This is a genomic window from Colwellia sp. TT2012 (genome assembly GCF_001440345.1).
Taxonomy (GTDB): Bacteria; Pseudomonadota; Gammaproteobacteria; order Enterobacterales; family Alteromonadaceae; genus Colwellia.
The window spans coordinates 967,519-990,238 of the sequence record NZ_LJYX01000006.1; the positions used below are offsets into that span (position 1 = coordinate 967,519).

18 protein-coding genes are annotated in these 22,720 nt (G+C 39.5%); 12 read left to right on the top strand and 6 right to left on the bottom strand.

The genetic code is table 11. From position 1 onward, the window contains the following. Positions 1–93 precede the first annotated feature (93 nt). Complete coding sequence (locus tag ASU03_RS05915; protein WP_057830915.1) at positions 94–1,596, top strand: CoA-acylating methylmalonate-semialdehyde dehydrogenase; 1,503 nt, start codon at positions 94–96, stop codon at positions 1,594–1,596. A 125-nt stretch (positions 1,597–1,721) separates the two neighbouring features. On the opposite strand, the gene serA is transcribed toward ASU03_RS05915, so the two are convergent. The 6 genes from serA to ASU03_RS05945 all read right to left on the bottom strand — a co-directional run bounded on the left by serA (position 1,722) and on the right by ASU03_RS05945 (position 9,706). Further along, positions 1,722–2,975 (bottom strand): phosphoglycerate dehydrogenase, encoded by a 1,254-nt coding sequence (gene serA, locus ASU03_RS05920; protein WP_057830916.1) that lies wholly within the window; start codon positions 2,973–2,975, stop codon positions 1,722–1,724. Positions 2,976–3,152: 177 nt separating this feature from the next. After that, positions 3,153–3,809 carry a ribose-5-phosphate isomerase RpiA gene (gene rpiA, locus ASU03_RS05925; RefSeq protein ID WP_057830917.1) on the bottom strand — a complete coding sequence of 219 codons (657 nt, stop codon included), beginning with the start codon at positions 3,807–3,809 and terminating at the stop codon, positions 3,153–3,155. A gap of 776 nt (positions 3,810–4,585) precedes the next feature. After that, complete coding sequence (gene dapD, locus ASU03_RS05930) at positions 4,586–5,428, bottom strand: 2,3,4,5-tetrahydropyridine-2,6-dicarboxylate N-succinyltransferase (RefSeq protein ID WP_057830918.1); 843 nt, start codon at positions 5,426–5,428, stop codon at positions 4,586–4,588. A 55-nt stretch (positions 5,429–5,483) separates the two neighbouring features. Beyond that, the gene (glnD, locus tag ASU03_RS05935) at positions 5,484–8,120 is read right to left on the bottom strand and encodes a [protein-PII] uridylyltransferase (RefSeq protein ID WP_082627160.1); all 2,637 of its coding nucleotides are present in this window, start codon (positions 8,118–8,120) and stop codon (positions 5,484–5,486) included. A gap of 67 nt (positions 8,121–8,187) precedes the next feature. Continuing rightward, entirely contained in the window at positions 8,188–8,976 is a 789-nt protein-coding gene (gene map / locus ASU03_RS05940; protein ID WP_057830919.1) for a type I methionyl aminopeptidase, read from the bottom strand. Between the two features lie 109 nt (positions 8,977–9,085). Further along, on the bottom strand, positions 9,086–9,706 hold the full coding sequence (locus ASU03_RS05945; RefSeq protein WP_057830920.1) for a DsbA family protein: 621 nt from the start codon (positions 9,704–9,706) through the stop codon (positions 9,086–9,088). A gap of 409 nt (positions 9,707–10,115) precedes the next feature. Here ASU03_RS05945 and rpsB point away from each other — a divergent pair, with 409 nt between their 5' ends. From rpsB to lpxD, 11 genes are all read left to right on the top strand, one after another. Continuing rightward, entirely contained in the window at positions 10,116–10,844 is a 729-nt protein-coding gene (gene rpsB / locus ASU03_RS05950) for a 30S ribosomal protein S2 (protein WP_057830921.1), read from the top strand. Positions 10,845–10,981: 137 nt separating this feature from the next. Further along, positions 10,982–11,830, top strand: a complete 849-nt coding sequence (gene tsf / locus ASU03_RS05955; RefSeq protein WP_057830922.1) for a translation elongation factor Ts — start codon at positions 10,982–10,984, stop codon at positions 11,828–11,830. 256 nt (positions 11,831–12,086) lie between these two features. Continuing rightward, positions 12,087–12,818: a UMP kinase gene (gene pyrH, locus ASU03_RS05960; protein ID WP_057830923.1), complete on the top strand. Its 732-nt coding sequence runs from the start codon at positions 12,087–12,089 to the stop codon at positions 12,816–12,818. 99 nt (positions 12,819–12,917) lie between these two features. Next, positions 12,918–13,475 carry a ribosome recycling factor gene (frr, locus tag ASU03_RS05965; protein WP_057830924.1) on the top strand — a complete coding sequence of 186 codons (558 nt, stop codon included), beginning with the start codon at positions 12,918–12,920 and terminating at the stop codon, positions 13,473–13,475. 223 nt (positions 13,476–13,698) lie between these two features. Further along, positions 13,699–14,394 carry a polyprenyl diphosphate synthase gene (uppS, locus tag ASU03_RS05970; RefSeq protein ID WP_057831023.1) on the top strand — a complete coding sequence of 232 codons (696 nt, stop codon included), beginning with the start codon at positions 13,699–13,701 and terminating at the stop codon, positions 14,392–14,394. 90 nt (positions 14,395–14,484) lie between these two features. Beyond that, a complete protein-coding gene (locus tag ASU03_RS05975) occupies positions 14,485–15,348 on the top strand; it encodes a phosphatidate cytidylyltransferase (RefSeq protein ID WP_057830925.1) in 864 nt (287 codons plus the stop codon). A gap of 43 nt (positions 15,349–15,391) precedes the next feature. After that, positions 15,392–16,612 (top strand): 1-deoxy-D-xylulose-5-phosphate reductoisomerase, encoded by a 1,221-nt coding sequence (gene ispC, locus ASU03_RS05980; RefSeq protein WP_057830926.1) that lies wholly within the window; start codon positions 15,392–15,394, stop codon positions 16,610–16,612. An 8-nt stretch (positions 16,613–16,620) separates the two neighbouring features. Beyond that, on the top strand, positions 16,621–17,979 hold the full coding sequence (gene rseP, locus ASU03_RS05985; protein WP_057830927.1) for a sigma E protease regulator RseP: 1,359 nt from the start codon (positions 16,621–16,623) through the stop codon (positions 17,977–17,979). A gap of 418 nt (positions 17,980–18,397) precedes the next feature. After that, positions 18,398–20,932, top strand: a complete 2,535-nt coding sequence (bamA, locus tag ASU03_RS05990; protein ID WP_082627162.1) for an outer membrane protein assembly factor BamA — start codon at positions 18,398–18,400, stop codon at positions 20,930–20,932. A 118-nt stretch (positions 20,933–21,050) separates the two neighbouring features. Next, complete coding sequence (locus ASU03_RS05995; RefSeq protein WP_057830928.1) at positions 21,051–21,569, top strand: OmpH family outer membrane protein; 519 nt, start codon at positions 21,051–21,053, stop codon at positions 21,567–21,569. A gap of 65 nt (positions 21,570–21,634) precedes the next feature. Further along, the gene (gene lpxD, locus ASU03_RS06000; protein ID WP_057830929.1) at positions 21,635–22,684 is read left to right on the top strand and encodes a UDP-3-O-(3-hydroxymyristoyl)glucosamine N-acyltransferase; all 1,050 of its coding nucleotides are present in this window, start codon (positions 21,635–21,637) and stop codon (positions 22,682–22,684) included. Positions 22,685–22,720: the final 36 nt, after the last annotated feature.

Here is a 22,720-nt window from a genome sequence, read left to right on the forward strand (position 1 = left end):
ATTCTACTCAATGTGGGTGGCTATTGAACTTTCATACAGCAAAGAGCAACAGTCGCTAATATTGTGCTAATAATAATTACATAAAGGCTTATTATGACTATCAAAGAAATCCCACTCATTATAAATGGTGAGAAAGTTCGCTCTAAAACCGATACTTGGTTGGATGTACTGAATCCCGCGACCCAAGAAGTTGTTGCTCGTGTACCGGTAGCAACCCGTGAAGAAGTTGCAGCTGCCATTGCTAGTGCAGAGCAAGCCTTTAAAAGCTGGTCAAAGGTTTCTTTAACAAATCGAATGCGTATTATGCTTAATTTCCAGCACTTGGTACGTGAACATAGCCAAGAGCTGGCTGAGTTAATTACCTTAGAGCATGGTAAAACTTTACCCGATGCGGAAGGTGAAGTAGGGCGCTCACTTGAAGCTATTGAAAATGCTTGTTCAATTACCCGTCTACAATTAGGGGAAATTGCCAACAATTCGGCCACAGGTATTGATACTTATACCCTGAATAAACCCCTTGGTGTTGGTGTTGGCATTACGGCCTTTAACTTCCCATTAATGTTGCCCGCTTTTATGTTTCCGCCGGCCATTGCTTGTGGTAACACTTTTGTATTAAAACCATCCGAGCAAGCCCCCTCATCAACCATACGCTTTGTTGAACTTGCGTTAGAAGCGGGTATCCCACCAGGTGTTCTTAATGTCATCCATGGTGGCCCTGACGTGGTAAACCAACTTATTGAAAGTGATGCGGTTAAAGCGGTATCGTTTATTGGCTCTACTGCGGTAGGTACCCACGTTTATAATCTTGCCTGTAAACATGGCAAACGTGCACAAGCTATGATGGGCGCTAAAAATCACATGGTGATCATGCCTGATGCTAATAAGGACAGAGCAATTAATGATTTATTAGGCTCAGCTTTTGGGGCCGCTGGTCAACGTTGTATGGCAAATCCAGTCACTATTTTAGTGGGTGAAGCACGTGAGTGGTTACCTGAAATTGTTGCACGTGCCAAGTTGATGAAAGTTGGCCCAGGTACACAACGTGATGCTGATTTAGGTCCAGTGGTTTCGCCACAAGCTAAAGCTCGTATACTTAGCCTGCTTGATTCTGGTGTTGCTCAAGGCGCGGAATTACTTGTTGATGGCCGGAACTGTCAAGTTGATGGCTACCCTAATGGTAACTTTGTTGGGCCAACGTTATTTAGTAAAGTCACCACAGATATGGATATTTATACCCAAGAAATTTTTGGTCCGGCTTTATGTGTATTAGAAGCAGATACTTTAGATGAAGCGATAGACATTATTAATGCGAACCCTAATGGTAATGGCACCTCATTATTTACGTCTTCAGGTTGGGCCGCTCGAAAATTTGAAAATGAAGTTGATGTTGGTCAAGTGGGTATAAATGTTCCTATTCCTGTACCGGTGGCTTTCTTTAGCTTTACCGGCTCCCGTGGCTCAAAACTAGGGGATTTAGGACCTAATGGTAAGCAAGTGGTAAGTTTTTGGACCTACACTAAATCCGTAACGGCTCGCTGGTTTGAACCTGATCATCAAGACGGCTCAACCATTCATACCACCATTAGTATGAAGTAAAAGCGGACCATTTAAGTTATCTCAGTAAAAATTAAAAGGGTCACTACAGTATAGTGACCCTTTTTTATTCGTTAAGCGCTTTATTTACTGAGCTAAATTAAAGCACTACTGTGCATAAAGTCGTTTTAATGCAGGATTCTGGCGCGAATAGTGCCTTCAATTTGTTTCAATTCTTTTAATGCCTGCTCACTGTCTTGAGAGTCAATATCGATAACAACATAACCAATTTTGTCATCGGTTTGTAAGTATTGCGCGGCAATATTAATATTGTGCTCAGCAAAAGCCTTATTGATTTTAGTTAATACACCGGGTTGGTTATGGTGAATATGTAATAAGCGACTAGTGCTTGTTAGACCTGGGATAGTGTGATCAGGTAAGGATACTTCCGGGAAGTTAACCGCAGATAAGCTTGAGCCATTATCTGAGTACTTAGCAAGCTTAGTTGCCACTTCTAAGCCAATGTTTGCTTGCGCTTCTTTTGTGCTACCACCAATATGTGGTGTCAAAATTACATTATCAAAACCGCGTAAAGGTGAGATAAACTCATCATCATTACTTTTAGGCTCAACAGGGAATACATCTATAGCAGCCCCAGCTATTTTTTTACACTCTAACGCTTGTGCTAAGGCGTTAATATCAACCACAGTACCACGAGAAGCGTTGATAAAAATTGCGCCATCTTTCATTGCTGAAAACTGTGCTTGAGCAATCATATTGTGAGTTTGTGCTGTCTCTGGTACATGTAAACTCACTACATCTGCTTCAGCAAGTAATAACTCTAATGTTGGCGATTGGCTGGCATTACCGAGCGGTAATTTAGTTTCGACATCATAAAAGCGTACTCTCATGCCTAACGTCTCGGCCAATATGCCTAATTGCATGCCAATATGACCGTAACCAATAATACCGAGTACTTTGCCACGCGCTTCTACCGAGCCTTCCGCCGATTTAAACCATTCACCGCGATGTGCTTTGGCACTTTTTTCAGGAATACCACGAAGCAATAATAGTGCTTCACCCAGCACTAACTCAGCCACAGAACGAGTATTAGAAAAAGGGGCATTAAAAACAGGTATGCCGAGATTTTGTGCTGCTTTTAAGTCAACTTGGTTGGTGCCAATACAAAAACAACCAATGGCAACTAACTTATTGGCGTGGCTAAGTACTTTATCCGTTAATTGAGTGCGTGAGCGGATGCCAATAAAGTGAACATCAGCAATTTTTTCAATTAACTCACTTTCTGAAAGCGAGGTTTTTAACGATTCAATATTTGAATAGCCTTTTAACTTTAATTCTTCAATAGAGCTTGGGTGCAAGCCCTCAAGTAATAAAATCTTAATTTTGTCTTTTGCTAATGAATTTTTGTTGGCAATGGTCATAAACTGGTTTCGCTTATCCTGAGTTAAAAGGTCAATACATATTTGTTTAGATGGCTAGATATCTAAAATAGAAGTTTAACATATCATATAGTGTATAGACTCTAAAGAACTTATTAAGCATATTTAGGCATAAATATGCTGAATAGTGAATATTCTGCTTAAAAGGGGCGGGGGGAATTATTGGATTACTTTAATACCATCACTGCTGCCTAGCACGAGTATGTCAGCGCCACGAAGGGCAAACAAGCCATTAGTTACCACACCGACAATTGCATTAATCTGAGTTTCTAGTGCTTTTGGGTCAAGAATTGTCAGATTGTGAACATCAATAATAACGTTGCCATTGTCCGTGACTACTCCTTGACGATAAGCCGGGTCACCTCCTAACTTAACCAATTCGCGGGCAACATAGCTGCGTGCCATAGGGATAACTTCAACCGGTAAAGGGAAGTTACCCAAAACCTTTACTAGTTTTGACTCATCGGCAATACAAATAAATTTTTTGGCGACCGCAGCAACGATTTTTTCACGGGTTAATGCGGCGCCGCCACCCTTAATCATTGCCATATGGTTAGTGATTTCATCGGCGCCATCCACATAGACATCTAAGACACCAACACTGTTTAAATCAAATACTTCAATACCGTGCGCTTCTAAGCGTTTAGTTGACTCTTGCGAGCTTGAAACAGCACCGGCGATTTTGTCTTTCATTGTCGCCAGGCCATCAATGAAAAAATTAACGGTTGAGCCCGTACCAACGCCGACGATAGTATCGTTTTCAATGAATTCTAATGCCTTGATAGCGGCTGCTTTTTTCATTTCATCTTGAGTCATGTTATATGCCTTATTAGCAAACTCTTGCTGTTAAAGTGAGCCTAAATGGCCTTTTAAGGGCCTTAAAAAAGGCAATTATAACACTAAATAATCTGATAGTTATAGCAAGCTAGAGTCTTTTTGTGCTAAGAGATTTAGCCATAATGCTTATGGCATTAGTACGGTTAGTTAAAGGTAACTTTAGTTAGGGACTTGAACTTTGGCTATTATTTTTACGCCTGTTCGGTTGTTGTTTTGGTAAATACAGGGGTTGTTGAGCAAGTGCCGCTTATCCAGAGTTCCGGTTATTTAGCTATTTCTGGTCGTTAATATTTAATCTTACTTCTTGGCGCTGCCTATTGAGGCATGGCACTAATGACTATGGCATTGATATCTAGCTCGATAAGCTGAGCATAATGAGAAATGACTCGAGGGGTTGTTATCGCGGGCATGTTTTTCACCTTTAATCTGGATACCGACGAAAGTCCTATCCGGCAGATAACTCGCCTGCCGCTTGGCAAAGGCTAACATCATACGTTGATCTTCAGGTATAGGTTTGTTGAGTAAAGCAAACATTAATTGATGATCTGAAGACGCTGCTTTTTTTATTGAGCGGACATCATATGAAAATGATTAATAATAACAGCTGAATAGCTGGTTATGATCAGCTGAGTATGCGTTTCCTTTAATTGGCTAATAAAAAAGCTTGCTAGGGTGTTATTATTAGCAATAACTCCTGAGCAAGCTTGATTAGCCAGACTAGTGTCAATTTTTTAGCGCTTTAGCGCATACTAAAGTTACGACTCTTCAGCAACTGAGCGTAGTAGCTCATTTATACCTACTTTGGCGAGCGTTTTAGCATCCACTTTTTTGACGATAATAGCCGCATATAAACTGTATGTACCACAAGCTGAAGGTAAGTTACCCGGTACTACAACTGAGCCTGCAGGTACGCGGCCATAATGAACTTCACCGGTTTCTCTATCGAAAATACGGGTACTTTGGCCGATATAAACGCCCATAGAAATTACCGCACCTTCTTCAACTATCACACCTTCAACAATTTCTGAACGTGCGCCAATAAAACAGTTATCTTCAATGATGGTTGGACCCGCTTGTAACGGCTCTAAGACCCCACCAATGCCGACACCACCAGATAAATGCACGTTTTTACCTATTTGTGCACATGAGCCAACGGTAGCCCAAGCATCAATCATACAACCTTCATCGATAAAAGCGCCGATATTAACAAAGCTTGGCATTACCACCACATTCTTACCAATAAAACTACCGGTGCGCACACTTGCACCCGGTACAATACGGACACCATCGGCGGCAAACATAGCCTTAGTGTAACCATCATATTTCATCGGTACCTTGTCAAAAAAAGTACTTTCTGCACCATCAATGACTTGGTTATCCCAGATACGAAAAGAAAGTAGTACCGCTTTTTTAAGCCACTGGTTAACCTGCCATTCCCCTGCTACTTTTTCGGCAACACGGGCACTACCATTATTCAATGCTGCTATAGCTTCAATTACGGCATTTTTAATCTCACTTGAAACGGTTGCTGGGGTAATACTGGCTCTTTCTTCAAAAGCTTGTTCAATCACGCTAGCTAAGTGCTTTAACTCTGTCATTAGGCTTTCCTATTTGAAATTTCAAAGGTGTTATAGGTGTTATAAAGGCGGTAACTCAATCAATCTCCTGTGTTAACCGTATGGCTAAATCTTCTTGCTCTTGACTGGTTAGCGCATTATTTTCTAGGGTAGAGATAGTAAATACATCATCAGCTTTTTCACCAAAAGTTGTTATTTTAGCTGAATGGATATTAATCTGCTCTTGTTGAAAGACTTGGCCAATATTTGATAACAAGCCGGGTCTATCTAAAGCGATTATTTCAATCATGGTACGATTCTTCGCATGTATCTTGATAAAATTAACGCGTAGCGGTACTTTAAATTGTTTGATCTGTCTGGGTAATTTAGGCTCAGGCAGGTAACAGACACCTTCTTGACCTAGCTTATCAACTAAGGCTTGGCTAATTTCTTTAGTGTAGAAACGCTCTCGTAGCGGCTTATTCCGGCTATCAAGCACGACAAAGGTATTTACGGTATAGCCTGTTTTAGTGGTAATGATTTTGGCATCATGAATAGAAAGTTTTTTAGTGTCCAAAAAGGACACGGTATTGGCGAAAGTATTGCTTTTTTCTTTAGTGAAAATAAATACTTCTGTGCCACCTCGATAGGGCTCAGGGCTAATTAGCACCAATGGCTTTTCTCTATCGTGTTTAAGTATATTTTGACATTGCCTGGCTATTTGTTCAGGTGAATAACGTAAAAAATAATCTATTTTAAATTCATGCCATAACGCTTTAATCGCATGTTCATCGATATTGTTTTTACTTAATATAGCTAATGCTTGTTGTTGGTTTTCTCGAATTTTAGAGCGTATTTCTACGGGTTTTTCTAAGCCATGACGAAAAGCGCTTAAGGTATTAAAGTACAGTTCTTCCAGTAGATTGGCTTTCCAGTTATTCCACAGGCTTTCATTGGTGCCACGCATGTCGGCAACGGTTAAACAATAGAGGTAATTTAGATGCGCTTCATCACGGACAATTTCCCCGAAAGTGCGAATGACATTTTCATCAGTAATATCGCGGCGCTGAGCGGTAACAGACATTAATAAATGATATTCAACTAACCAGGCCACCATATTACTATCATGTTTACTCATTTGATGCGACAAACAGAAATTTAACGCATCTACCGCACCTAATTGAGCATGATTGCCACCACGGCCTTTACCTATATCGTGAAAAAATCCGGCCAGATATAGCACTTCCGGTTTGCGAATTTTTTGGGCTATTTTACTGCACAGAGGAAATTTATGGTTGTGCTCTTTTTGGCTGAACTGATATAAATTCTTAACCACTCGGTAGCTGTGTTCATCGACTGAATAGGCATGGAAAAGGTCGAATTGCATTTGACCAACAATATTGCGCCATAAGGGTAAATAGGCACCGATAATACTGTGTTTGTGCATTAAGGTTAATGCTAAACCTAAACCTCGGGGATGACGAATAATTGCCATAAACATGCGACGACATTCAGCATAATCAATTAACCCTGAAATTAAACGTCGTCGAGCATTACGCATTAATCTGATGGTGTGTGAATGTATACCTTTAATTGCTGGCTCTTGCGCGATAATTAAAAACATTTCAATCATTTTTACTGGCCGCATAAAAATACGATCATTGCGAGTATTGATTAAGGTATCCACTAATTCAAAATCTTGATTGATAATACTAACGCTGCTCTGCTCAGGCTTTTTGATGATAGCTTGTTCAAAATGCTGTAATAGCATGGTATTTAATTCAGTCACTCGGGAAATAATCCGAAAGAAGCGCTTCATCATACGCTCAATGGGGGCTTTACCTTCATCACCAAAGCCCATCATTTTGGCTACATCCGCTTGGTAATCAAATAAAAGCCGGTTTTCATTACGCCCAGCCACAAAGTGTAGGGCAAAACGCATGCGCCAAAGGTAATCTTGAGATTCTAACAATTCGAAAAATTCATTGGGATAGAGATAATTATGTTCAACTAACTCTTCCAAGGAGTCGGCGGAAAAATGTCGTTTGGCCACCCAAGCAATAGTTTGGATATCACGTAACCCCCCAGGATTTGCTTTTAAATTGGGCTCGAGTGTATAGGCAGCACCGCGATATTGTTGGTGTCTTTTTTCCTGCTCTTTGCACTTAGCGAGAAAAAATTTTTCTGATGTCCAAAAAACATCTTCATTCAGTAATGGCATTAACTGCTGAGTAAGTGCCTCATTCCCCGTAATTTGTCGCATTTCCATTAAGTTTGTCGCAATAGTGACTTCTTTTACTGCTTGTTTTAAGCACTCTTTAATGGAACGAACACTATGGCCAATATCAAGTTTGATATCCCAGAGTTGGGTAATGAAACTTGATATTTTTTCTTCTAATTCTACGTTAATTTGTTCTTGTGTTAATAATAATATATCAATGTCTGATTGTGGGTGTAACTCACCACGACCATAGCCACCAACTGCAACTAAGCTAATTTGAAACTCATCAAGGTGGTGCTGACACCAGAGCTTTGTTAAAATGGCATCAACAAAAGCAGCGCGTGCTGATAAGAGGTCACTTATATCATTATCGATAAAAACGTCTTTTAACCATTCTTTAAATGCTTGGCTTAATAAACAGATATCGCGGGTAGATAAAAAGTCAGCACTAAGGGCTAAGTTTTCAATAAAATGTGCGGGCACTATAGGTGCTGATACTGGCTTACTGGTCAAGAGCTTACCCTTTATCTATTCGGTTAATCTGTTAGGCCTTATCTTTTTGCAGCTAATTGTTTAAATATTAGTTGTGTAATAGACGAGCAATGGTTTCTTCTTTGCGCAAGGTTAATATTTCACAACCTGTTTTGGTCACCACTATGGTGTGCTCCCATTGTGCAGATTTTTTACCATCAGCAGTGAAAACAGTCCAGTTATCTGTTTTATCTAAAATTGTATTAGCGCGACCTAGGTTAACCATAGGCTCGATAGTAAAACACATGCCAACTTCCATCTTGGTTTTGTCATTGTTTTTATAGTGGACTATTTGTGGCTCTTCATGAAATTCTTTACCTATACCGTGACCACAATAATCTTTGACGATAGCATAGCGGCCAGATTTTTTGATGAATTTTTGGATTGTTGTGCCAATTTCACCAAAGGTAGTACCAGGCTTTACTTTTTTAAGTGCTAGGTATAAAGACTCTTGGGTAATGCGACATAGGCGGCTATCTTCAAGAGATGCTTCACCTAGGATAAACATCTTACTGGTATCACCATGATAACCGTCTTTTATCACGGTAATATCGATGTTGATAATGTCACCATCGATTAACACGCTATCATCAGGAATGCCGTGACAAACGACATGATTTATTGACGTACAAATCGATTTTGGAAAATCATGATAATTGAGCGGCGCAGAGATGGCATGTTGTACTTTGTCAGTATATTCTGCACAGAGGGTATTTAACTCATTAGTACTAATACCAGCTTTTACGTGCGGCGTAATCATTTCTAACACGTCAGCGGCTAATTGCCCAGCAATACGCATTTTAGCGATTTCTTCTTGGCTTTTTATGGTGATGGCCATGTTGTTCTATCTCTTTAAGTTTGCGTTAGCGGCATTGTTTTTTCCGCTATGCTTTTAATTGTTGTTTTTTCATCATAAAAGATGAATTACTTGCCGATAAGATAGCAAGTTAACTGTGTTTATTTAACTCTAATTTTATCGCGTCAATAAAATCGTCTGGGTTTTGTAAATATAAATTATGATTAAGTAAAATCAACTCATCGTTGATAGCCAGTAGCAAGGCCGGTATAGCTTGAGTTGCTATGATTTCTTGTAGCGCGTAGATCTCATGCACTTGCGCTACGGCATCATTAGTCAATTTGCTTTTATTAAAAACTTTTGCGGGTACCGATAACTTAAATTCATTAACAATATGAGTAAAATCAGCTTGCTCACTCAGTTGCTTGCCTTCACCAAAATGTGCTGCTTGTAGCGCATTTAATAAAGACAATGCTTGATTTGAGGTTTTATTTGTCGCCCAAGTCATTAAATTTGCACACAAGGTAGAGTCTCGCCCTTGTGTTAATGTTTTCATATAGTCAGGGGAAAAACTGACCGATGAAAGCTCTTTGACTTGCACTATCTGTTGTTTAGTAATTACATTCTCACCGTCAGCATCAGAAAAGTAGGCGCTATGCCATAAATTCAGTGATACTTGGGGTAACGATTGCTTTACCGCATTAACTAAAGGGGTTGCGGCATAACTCCACGGACAGTGACTGTCATAAATAAAAAATAATTCTGCTGACATAGTTACTCTACAAAAAAGGGATGGTTTGGTTGAAATATTTAGCTGTTAGATGATTTTAACTCGCCTTGAGTTAATATCCCACTATAAATCACCCTTTAGTGATAAATCATTTATATCTCGCTAAAGAGGGTGTTTTGTGGTATAAAGTGCGGCGCTAAATTATTAGTTAGGGTGTTCGGTCTATATTTTGTACCTTAGATCAGAGCATTTAGCTTGGTTTGGTGACAATTTAAATCGACGAATTAATCGAGGGGTTTTGAAAACTTTTTGGTTTATCAGTCATTATTATAAACTCACATACATCCACTAAAGGTATACCGGGGTGCTCAGCTTTAAGGTTTTAGTCTTAGGCAAATAAGAGTCGTGTATATTGGGTGTATGAACGCTTAACCCCATAAAGGAAAAGACAATGTCAAACGTTTCAATGCGCGATATGCTTAAAGCTGGTGTTCACTTCGGTCACAAAACACGTTACTGGAATCCAAAAATGAAGCCGTTCATTTTCGGTTCTCGCGATAAAGTACATATCATCAACCTTGAAAAAACTGTGCCTATGTTCAATGAAGCACTTGCTTTTGTAAGTAACGTTTCATCGAAAAAAGGTAAAGTGTTATTTGTCGGTACTAAACGTGCTGCAAGTGAAGCAATCAAAGACGCGGCAATTAAATCTGACCAATTCTTCGTTAACCATCGCTGGTTAGGTGGAATGTTGACTAACTGGAAAACAGTTCGTCAATCAATCAAACGTTTAAAAGATTTAGAAGCGCAAAGCACAGACGGTACTTTTGAAGCCTTAACTAAAAAAGAAGCGTTAATGCGTACTCGTGAAATGGAAAAACTTGATAAAAGTTTAGGTGGTATTAAAAATATGGGTGGTTTACCTGATGTTTTATTTATCATTGATGCTGATCACGAACATATTGCTGTTAAAGAAGCAAACAATCTTGGTATCAAAATAATTTCTGTTGTTGATACTAACTCTAACCCAGATGGTATTGATTACATCGTACCGGGTAATGATGATGCTATTCGTGCAGTAAGTTTATACTGTAACGCTGTTGCTGACGCTGTAATAAGTGGTCGTGAGCAAAACATCGTTGTACAAGCTGAAAAAGACGGTTTTGTTGAAGCTGAATAATCTCAGTTATTAACACGTTTTATTTTGCTATTGCCACAAAAGCGTGCTTTTGTGGCAACTTATTTAATATTTATTCCCAACGCCTAAGTTAGTATTAGCACCGCGACGGGGATAACTGAAAACCGAGGAATTTACTCATGGCAATTACTGCTGCAATGGTTAAAGAATTACGTCAACGCACAGCTGCGGGCATGATGGATTGTAAAAATGCGTTAACAGAAGCTGACGGTGATATGGAACTTGCGATTGAAAATATGCGTAAGAACGGTCAAGCTAAAGCGGCTAAAAAAGCAGGTAATATTGCTGCTGAAGGCGCAATTATCATTAAAATATCAGCAAACACAGCGGCATTAGTTGAAGTTAACTGTCAAACTGATTTCGTCGCTATGGATGAAAACTTTTTAGGTTTTGCCAATGCCGTTGCTGATGCTGCACTGGAGTCAAAAGTTTCAATTACTGAGTTACAAGCACAATTCGAAGAAAAGCGTGTTGCTTTAGTGACTAAAATTGGTGAAAACATCAATGTTCGTCGTGTTGAATATGTAGAAGGTACTAACTTAGCTTCTTATTCTCACGGTGCTAAAATTGGTGTGGTTGTTGCGGGTGAAGGTGATGCGGAAGCGTTGAAACACATCGCTATGCACGTTGCGGCAAGCAAACCTGAATACCTTACTCCAGATTCTGTTCCTAGTGATATCGTTGAAAAAGAGAAAGCAATTCAAATTGAAATCGCAATGAACGAAGGTAAACCTCAAGAGATTGCTGAGAAAATGGTAACAGGCCGTATGCGCAAGTTTACCGGTGAAGTTTCTTTAAGTGGTCAAGCTTTCATTATGGAGCCAAAGAAAACTGTTGGTGAAATATTGAAAGAAAAAGGTCTTACCATTTCTGCTTTCGTTCGTCTAGAAGTCGGCGAAGGTATTGAGAAGAAAGATGAAGATTTTGCTGCTGAAGTAGAAGCACAAATTGCTGCTGCTAAAGCATAATTCTATTTTTTTTGATGTCTTAGCTTTATTGCTATGACCGTCTGATAAGATGAATTACTAAAAACGTCTACCTTGGTAGACGTTTTTTTATGGCTGATTTTTAATGTTTAGCGTGAAGTTGGCTTATTTACCGAAAAAAAAAGAGTTTTTTCAGTTTAGCCTTTCGTGTCTAGGCTAAACGTATTAAAATAGCCGCGGTCTTTTGACCTTGGCTCTATTTTGCTTAATTACCTAACTGCTACAGGAAATTTTCCCTATGACAACCAATCCGAAACCTGTTTATCGAAGAATTTTATTAAAACTCAGTGGTGAAGCACTGATGGGAGAAGAGGGTTTTGGTATTGATCCTAAAGTACTTGACCGTATGGCTCAAGAGATAAAAGAGCTGGTGGAAATGGGCATCCAAGTGGGTCTCGTTATTGGTGGTGGCAATTTGTTCCGTGGTGCAGGTTTAGCTGAAGCCGGCATGAATCGTGTTGTTGGTGATCAAATGGGTATGCTCGCCACCGTAATGAATGGTTTAGCCATGCGTGATGCCTTACATCGTGCTTTTGTTAATACCCGTTTAATGTCAGCGATAGATTTAGCGGGTGTATGTGAACGTTATAACTGGGCAAATGCTATTAGCTTGTTGAAATCTGGCCGAGTGGTTATTTTTTCTGCCGGTACCGGTAATCCATTTTTTACAACAGATTCAGCTGCTTGTTTGCGTGGTATTGAAATTGAAGCCGACGTAGTATTAAAAGCGACTAAAGTGGATGGCGTCTATTCAGAAGATCCAGTTAAAAATCCAGATGCTGAGCTTTATACAGAGCTAAGTTATGATGAAGTCCTTGATAAAGAATTAAAAGTAATGGACCTAGCGGCCTTTACTTTAGCACGCGATCACAATATGCCGATTCGCGTCTTTAATATGAATAAACCGGGTGCGTTGAAATCTGTCATCATGGGTGGTAGCGAAGGTACAATAATTAGACACAAGTCATAACTTTTCGATACTTAGCTTAAAATTAAGTGCGAATAAGCCAAGCCAAGGTAAGTAGCTTGCTGGCTACAGTTAACTTGATAATATTTAGGGAATATAAACGTGATAGATGAAATAATTGAAGATGCTCAAGAACGTATGGGTAAGACTATTGATGCTTTAAAAAGTAGCTTGAATAAAATAAGAACAGGACGTGCACATGCCTCCTTATTAGATAATATTGTGGTGCAATATTACGGTATGGACACGCCGTTAAATCAAGTGGGTAATATTTCGGTTCCTGATGCACGCAGCCTATCGATTACTGTTTTTGATAAAGGCATGATTGGTGCGGTTGAAAAAGCGATATTAAAATCTGACTTAGGTTTAAATCCGCAATCAAATGGCACTTTGATACGTATTCCCTTACCACCTCTGACCGAAGAGCGTCGTAAAGACTTAGTGAAAGTTGTCCGTGGCGAAGCAGAGGGTGGTAAAGTGGCGATTCGTAATATCCGCCGCGATGCTAACTCGGATTTTAAAAGTTTGCTAAAAGAAAAAGAAATCAGTGAAGATGAACATCATCAAGCTGAAGACTCAATTCAGAAAATTACCGATACTTTTGTTAAGCAAATTGATGAAGTCCTTATGAAAAAAGAAACAGAACTGATGGAAATATAAGTTAGTCCCTTTAAAACGCCAGCTTGCTGTTAAAAAGCCAACTGGCGTTTTGCTTAAGTGCGATTTAATACATTAATCGTGACTTTAATGTGCATGATTTAAATAAGTGATGACTTAAATAATTAATGGAAAATTGTTACGTGGTAATTGTTAAGTGAGTAATAGCAACGTCTTAGCTGAGCAAGCTGAAAATAAAAACATTCCTCAACATGTAGCTATCATCATGGATGGTAATGGCCGTTGGGCACAGCTACAAGGCAAAGGACGAGTGGCAGGACATAAGGCCGGTGTTAAATCAGTACGAGCTGTGGTTGCTAGTGCTCGAAAAGCTAAGGTTAAAGCCCTGACGCTTTTTGCCTTCAGTAGTGAAAATTGGCAACGCCCCGCAAAAGAAGTTAGTGTACTGATGGACTTGTTTATGTATGTTTTAACTAAAGAAGTTAAACGTTTGCATAAACATAATATTCGCTTTCAAGTGATAGGTGATTTGAGTCGATTTTCTGATAAATTACAGCAGAATATTGCTAAATCAGAGCAACTTACTGCCGGAAATACTGGCTTGGTATTATCGGTGGCAGCAAATTATGGTGGTCGATGGGACATCGCCCAAGCAGCTAGGAAACTTGCTAGTGATGTTCAACAAGGCACAATGTTACTTGATGATATTAATGAGCAGACACTTAATGCACAAACCTGCCTAGCCGATCTGCCTGTACTTGACTTATTGATCCGCACCGGTGGTGACTTTCGCATAAGTAATTTTCTTTTATGGCAAGCCGCTTATGCTGAACTATATTTTACCGATATATTATGGCCCGATTTTAATGAAGCACAATTTGATCAGGCAATAAACTGCTTTGACCGGCGAGAGCGCCGTTTTGGCAAAACCGGTGAACAAGCAATAAACGAGCAAAGATAAATAATAACAGCACGCCAGAATAATGATACTCACAGCTTGCATGACTATCAAAGTCTATAACAACAGTCTATAAAAATAAAAGGGTAGCCCTTGTTAAAACAAAGAATTATAACGGCTTTAATATTAGCACCAGCCGCAATAACAGCTATTTTCTATTTACCTATAAGCTACTTTGCTGGGCTTTTAATGGCCATTATCGCTATAGGAGCCTGGGAGTGGGCTCGTTTTATCGGACTAACTAAGACCATACAGCGTTTAGCCTATGTATTGGTTACCACAGCATTAATTGGGCTTTTATGGCGGTATTTACCAGTAGATATCGCTTGGTTCACTATCACGGGTTTACCCTATGAATTGACCTTATTATTGTGGTTAAGTGTTATTTGGTGGTTTTTTGCTGCTTTATTAATGTTTTCATACCCCAAGTCCAGCACGTTGTGGGCGAAGAATAAACTTGTTATTGGCTTATTTGGTTGGTTAACCTTAGTGCCAACTTGGCTTGCCTTTATGATTTTACGGACTCACAACTACACGCTTGATGAGTACCAAGGCGCGCAGTTATTGATGTACTTATTTATGCTGGTGTGGAGTGCAGATATTGGTGCTTACTTTGTCGGTAAATCAATGGGTAAACATCAGCTTATGCCCAATGTTAGTCCAGGGAAAACGATAGAAGGCTTCATTGGAGGGGTGTTTTGTGCGGCAATATTAACCCTTGTTGTCGGTATGTCATTACACTGGTCTAGCGAGCAGTTTATTTCTGCCTTACTGGTTACCGTATTGATCAGCTCTATTTCTGTTATAGGTGACTTAACTGAAAGTATGTTTAAACGCCAAGCAGGTGTTAAAGATAGTGGCGCAATCTTACCTGGCCATGGTGGTATTTTAGATAGAATAGATAGTTTAACGGCAACGGCACCAGTTTTTGCGCTTTGTTACCTATTACTTGCTTGATAATTTTCACAGTACTAGCATTTTGATTCATTGAGGTAAAAACGTGTTAAAACGTCAACTTTGTATTTTAGGTTCCACAGGCTCTATTGGTAGTAGTACTTTAGATGTGGTGCGTCTTCATCCCGATAAGTTTCAAGTGATCAGTTTAGCAGCGCATGCGAGCGTTGACATAATATTTAAGCAATGCCTTGAATTCAAACCTCAGCAAGTCGTACTGGTTTCAAGTGAACATGCCGAGTTATTGTTGCAAAAGCTTGAGCACGTTAATGTTAATGACATTACGGTATTATCAGGGGAGCAAGCCTTAATTGAACTTGCTCAATGTCAATCTACTGATACGGTAATGGCTGCCATTGTCGGCGCTGCGGGTCTATTGCCCACGCTTGCGGCAGTGAATGCGGGCAAGCGAGTATTGTTAGCAAATAAGGAAGCTTTAGTGACCTCAGGCGCTATTTTTATGGCGGCGGTAAAAGCTTCAGGAGCAGAACTACTGCCCATTGATAGTGAACATAATGCCATTTTTCAATGTCTGCCCTCTCACCAGCAAGGTAATCTTGGTGAATGCCAATTGCGTGCTAGCGGCATCAGTAAAATACTATTAACCGGCTCGGGTGGTCCTTTTAGAACAATGGCCATTGAACAACTAGAATCGGTAACGCCTGCACAAGCTTGTGCACACCCTAACTGGGATATGGGCCGTAAAATATCAGTCGACTCAGCCACTATGATGAATAAAGGCCTCGAGTTTATTGAAGCTAAGTGGCTGTTTAATGTTGAACCTGAAGATATTCAAGTGGTATTACACCCACAAAGTACCATACATTCCATGGTGCAATATAAAGATGGTTCAGTGATTGCCCAAATGGGTAATCCAGATATGCGCACGCCAATTGCCCATGCTCTGAATTTCCCTGAGCGAATAGAGTCGGGCGTTGCACCGCTGGACTTCTTTAAAATTGCCTCTTTTGAATTTCAAGCCGTTGATTTTGCTAGGTACCCTAATTTGAAGTTAGCTATTGATGCTTGTAAACAAGGTCAAGCTGCTTGTACCGCGCTTAATGCTGCGAATGAAATTGCCGTGGCAGCTTTTTTAGCCGAAGCAATAAAATTTACCGATATATTTAAAATAAATGAAACTTCTGTGAAAAAATTTGTCTCAGAACAGGTAGAAAATATAAATGATGTGATTGCCCTTGATAAGCAAGTGCGCATTTTTGCACAAACATTATTAGCTGGCCTTAAGGTCAGTAATGTTAACGGATAATATGTAATATGTTTGATTTTTTCTGGAACCTAGCATCGTTTGTTGTCGCCTTGGGCATACTCGTCACAGTACATGAATATGGTCACTTTTGGGTCGCGAGAAAAAACGGCGTCAAAGTTGAGCGTTTTTCTGTCGGCTTTGGTCGGGCAATCTGGCGAAAAACAGCTAAAGACGGTACTGAATATGTTTTGGCCATGATACCACTCGGTGGTTATGTCAAAATGCTGGATGAACGTGTCGATGATGTTCCGCCTGAAGATAAAGATAAAACCTTTAATGGCAAAACGGTTTATCAACGTATAGCCATAGTTGCGGCTGGACCCTTAGCCAATTTTATCTTTGCTTTTTTTGCTTTTTATCTGATGTTCTTAATAGGCGTACCCGGTGTAAAACCTGTGATTGGTGGTATAGCGCCAAGCTCCATTGCGGCTAAGGCTGAGCTAACCAAGAATAGTGTAATTGTCAGTATTGCCGGTAATGTGACTCGTGATTGGCAAGAGGTTAATCTGGCATTTATTGCTCAAATTGGTAATGAGAACATTAGTATCAAAACCAAGCAAATCGATAGTCAATATGTGGCAAGTTTTATTTTAGATACCCGTAATTGGCAGTTTTCACCGGATAAAACCTCAGCATTAACAAGCTTAGGCATTATCCCTTTTAGGCCGAATGTACATAATGAATTATCAGCGGTGGCAAAAGAAAGTCCTGCCGCCTTAGCTGGTCTATTAGTGGGTGATAAACTAATTTCAGTGGCTGATGTTGAAACACATAACTGGTTAAGCTTTGCTAAGGAAATAAAACAGTATCCATCCAAAGAGGTATTAATCACCATCAATCGAAATGGAGACATACTGACATTACCGGTGACACCTAATAGTATTGAGCAAGCGGGAAAAAATGTTGGTTTTATCGGCGTAGCCCCTAAAGTAGATGCGTGGCCAGAGACACTATTAATTGAATTGAAATATGGCCCTATTGAGGCGATAAAAGAAAGTGCTCAACGAACGTGGAATTTAACCACCTTAACCTTGGGTATGATAGGTAAGTTGCTCACGGGTGACATATCGGTTAAAAATTTGAGTGGTCCCATAGGTATTGCTCAAGGAGCTGGTAACAGCGCAAGCCATGGTTTTGTTTATTTTTTAGGCTTTTTAGCGCTAATTAGTATTAATTTAGGAATAATTAACCTTTTACCGCTACCAGTACTTGATGGCGGACACTTACTCTATTATGTTATAGAGCTTTTAACGGGGAAAGAAGTGCCCGAGAAGGTTCAAGAGGCTGGCTTTAAATTTGGCGCCTTAGCCTTATTGATGTTAATGGCCATTGGTTTATTCAACGATTTTAGTCGGGTTCTAGGCTAACGAAGCTGGTTTTAAATTTTGGCCTTAGCATTATTGATAATTACTTGCTGTTAACACGGCAACGAGATTATTTAACGATTTTAGTCGGGTTCTAGGCTAACGAAGCTGGTTTTAAATTTTGGCCTTAGCATTATTGATAATTACTTGCTGTTAACACGGCAACGAGATTATTCAACGATTTTAGTCGGGTTCTAGGCTAACGAAGCTAAGAACTGCACTTACTCTGCTGTTGGGATACGAATCAAAGATTAATACTGGGAAAGAAGTGCCAGAAAAGGCCGATGGCAAGTAGTGTGTCTTAGTTTACTAGGTAATACCGCTTGTTATTTACGATTTTAGTTGAGAATTAGCGCAATAGTAACGTCTTGAGTGTGTAGCTAATAGTTTTTATAAAAAGAAGTAACGAAGTTTATAATATATGATCATGAAAAAAATTGCCTTTGCCCTCCTATTAGGTGCGCTAGGAACAACACAAAATGCTCAAGCTGGAAAAGGCTTTCAAGTTAAAGATATTGACGTTAAAGGTCTGCAGCGTGATGCCCTAGGAACATCAGCTAAAAACACTCAAGCTTCTTCAAGCTTTCAAGTCGAAGATATTGAAGTTAAAGGCCTACAGCGTGTTGCTTTAGGTGCAGCGCTAACCCACATTCCCTTCAATGTTGGTGATAACCTTAATGACTTTCGGATATCACAATCAATAAAGGCCCTTTATCAATCAGGTCACTTTAATGATATCCGTGTTTATCGTGACGGTAACCGCCTGGTCTATCGGGTAAAAGAGCGAGAGACTATCAGTGAAATTATTTTTGATGGCAATAATGACCTTAAAGATGAGCAGTTAACTGAAAGTCTTGATGGTAGTAATATTCGTGTTGGTGAAACCCTTGATCGTACCGTCATTGCTGGCATCGAAATGGGTTTAGAAAATTTTTACCATAGTGTCGGTAAGTACAATGCTAAAGTTACCGCTAAAATTACCCACTTACCGAGAAATAGAGTTAATTTAGAGTTTACTTTTGTCGAAGGTGATTCTGCGTCTATTAAGCAAATAAATATTATCGGTAATGAAGTTTTTTCTGATGCGGAAATATTAGATAAAATAGAGCTCACCTTTGATTCTCCTTGGTGGAATTTTATGGCACAAGATAGGTACCAGAAACAAGCCTTACAAGGGGATATGGAAACTATTAATAGCTATTATCTTAACCGGGGCTATTTGCGTTTCAAAGTAGACTCAACCCAAGTCTCAATGACTCCGGATAAAAAGGCAGTGTATATCGCTCTTAATGTCAGTGAAGGAGAGACCTATAGCATCAGTGAAGTTGATTTTGTTGGTGATATGGCTGGTTTTGAAAATACCATACGTGCTATTAATCCTCTGCAGTCGGGTGAATTGTATAACGGCGCAGAAGTCACCTATACCGAAGACGTTATTAGTAAGTTTCTAGGACGCTATGGTTATGCTTATCCTAAAGTGACTATCATTCCAGAAATAGATGATGAAAACCATACGGTTAAATTGTCTATATCGATTGACCCCGGTAAACGTATTTATGTTAATCGCATTAATTTTACCGGTAACCATGTGACTGCCGATCATGTATTACGCCGTGAAATGCGTCAAATGGAAGGCGCTTGGTTATCTAATGGCGTGGTAGAATCGTCGAAGTCTTGGTTGATGCGTTTGCCTTATATGGAAACCGTGGAGTTTGAAACCAAACAAATTGAGGGCGAAGACGATTTAGTTGATATCGATTTTACCGTTAAAGAGCAACCCTCAGGTTCATTCAATGCGGGTATAGGTTACGGCTCACAAACAAAGTTAAGTATTAATGCGGGTGTTCAACAAAATAACTTCTTAGGGACGGGTAATCAACTTGGTTTTAATATAGCGAAGAATTATTATCAAAAAAGTGCCACCATTTCTTTTACCGACCCTTACTTTACCGTCGATGCTATTTCCCTTGGTGGACAAGTTTACTATAGCGAATACGATGCCGGTAATGCCAATATGGTTGAGTATAATAATAAAACCTTTGGTCTGGGCCTTAACTGGGGCTTTCCGGTCAATGAATATCTAAGGTTGAATTTTGGTGTCGGTTGGAAGTACAACCAAATATCACAATTACAAGCCTATGATCAAATTCAAGATTTTTATGATATTTATGCCGATCCAAATGACCCCGATGGTCAATTAGCCTTTAAAACATTGGATTTAAATGCGGGTTTATCTCGTAGTACTTTAAACCGAGGTACCTTTCCTACAGCAGGTTCAACGCAGCGATTTAATGTTAAAATGACTTCGCCAAAATCCGATTTACAGTATTTTAAAATAAACTATGATGCCAAATTTTATTTTCCTTTAACACGTAGTCAAAAATGGTCGGTGTTAACCCGTATACAGCTTGGTTATGCCAATGGTTATGGGCAAGTAGATGGCAATGATCAACTGTTACCTTTCTGGGAGAATTTTAGTGCCGGTGGTGACACCTTACGTGGTTTTGAGAATAATACTATTGGTCCGCGGGCAATATATCGTACCCCGCAATCAATACCTGGCGGCTGTTGCTTAGGGCCAGATAATGACTCTATTTATGTCAATGAACGTTCGGTTGGTGGTAATGCCATGGCAATTGCCGGCATAGAGCTGATAGTACCGACACCATTTTTAGATGAAAGTTATGCTAACAGTGTTCGTACCAGTATATTCTGGGATGTGGGTAATGTTTGGGATACTGAATTTAATATAGATAACTATGCTAACTTAGACCCGGCTGAATATGAGAAAATTGCTGATTTTTCTGATCCAACACGTTTTCGTAGTTCAGCAGGTATTTCTATTCAATGGCTTTCGCCAATGGGGCCAATGATATTTAGTTTTGCTAAATCAATTAGGGAAGAAGAAGGCGACGATACAGAATACTTTGGCTTTAATATTGGTAAAACATTTTAAAGTACTTTTTAAAGTAGCTTTTAGCTGCGTAATATCAATAAATCTTGCTATATTAGCCGACATAAATAATTTTCCGTGTAAATAGTAAGAAAAAAATAATAAATAAAGGGGAACAACGTTGAATAAAGTTATCAAAACTATGGTTATGGGCGTAGCTGCGTCAGGTATATTATTAGCAAATACAATCATGGCTGCTGAGCAAAAAATTGCGGTAGTAAATTTTCAAGAAATAATGGGGAAAATTCCGCAAACAGCTGCTTTAATGCAAAGCTTAGAAGCTGAATTTAAAGATGATAAAGCTATTATCACTCAGCTTGAAAAAGACATTAAATATTATCGAGAAAAACTTAAGCGTGATGGCTCATTAATGAGTGTTAAAGAAAAAGAAGAGTTAGAAGTTAAAATTAAGTCATTATTTCAAGAATACCAAGTTAAAGGTAAAGCACTACAACAAAAAGCGACTCAACGTCAAAACCAAGAAACCAATAAAATTATCGCCTTAGTACGTAAAGCGGTCGATAGTATTGCCGCTAAACAAGATTATGATTTAGTGCTTTCTCAACAAGCCGTTGTTTATTCTAAACCCAATGCAAGTATTACTGACCTTGTAGTAGAGCATGTTAGTAAGCTTAAATAACCGCATAAATATCATTATCATTAATATTGGTGATTGTTTTAATCATCGAGGTAAGAGGCACTGATATGACTTATACGTTAGCTGAAATAGCTATCAAGCTTGAGGCCAAATTGATAATACCAGCACAGCTGGATGAGTCAAAGGTAGCCCTAACTCAAATAAGTAGCTTAGCAACGTTAACTAATGCGGCAACCGGGCAAGTGGCTTTTTTAGCCAATAATAAATACCAACCACAACTGAACTCAACTAAGGCGAGTGCAGTTATTCTAGCACCTGATGCGGTAGAATCCTGCCCAGTCAGTGTTCTAGTAATGGATAACCCCTATATGGGCTATGCTATACTCGCTAATTTGCTTGATAACACGCCAAAAGTTGCTCTGGGTATCCATGCCAGTGCGGTTATTGCTGACAATGTTGCTATTGGTAATAATGTCAGTGTTGGCGCTAATACCGTCATTGAATCTGGGGTGAAATTAGCGGATAACGTCAGTATTGGTGCTGGCTGTTTTATCGGTGAAGGAGTCAATATTGGTGAGGCGAGCACGCTTTGGGCAAATATTACTATTTACCATCAAGTACAAATTGGTCATCACTGTTTAATTCAAGCTAATACCGTTATTGGCTCTGATGGCTTTGGCTATGCGCCAGTTAAGGGACCCTATAAATGGCATAAAATCCCACAACTGGGTAGTGTTATTATTGGTAACCACGTTGAAATTGGTGCGAGTACCACCATTGACCGAGGTGCACTGGATAACACCGAAATACGAGACGGTGTAATTTTAGATAACCAGATACAAATTGCTCATAATGTTATTGTTGGTGAAAACACCGCTATGGCCGCTTGTAGTGTTATTGCGGGTAGTACTGTTATGGGTAAAAACTGTACCATAGCAGGCTTGGTTGGCGTAAATGGTCATATAAATATTGCCGATAACTGTGTTTTTACCGGCATGGCTATGGTCACTAAAGATATCAGCCAAGCCGGTGTTTATTCTTCTGGTATGCCAGCCGTACCAAATAAAGAATGGAATAAAACCAATGCTCGGGTGAAACGACTTGAACGCTTAACTAAACGAGTAAAAGAGTTAGAAAAATTACTCGCGAATAACTAGCTATTAGCCCAGTCAATGCGTAAAATACGGGAAAGT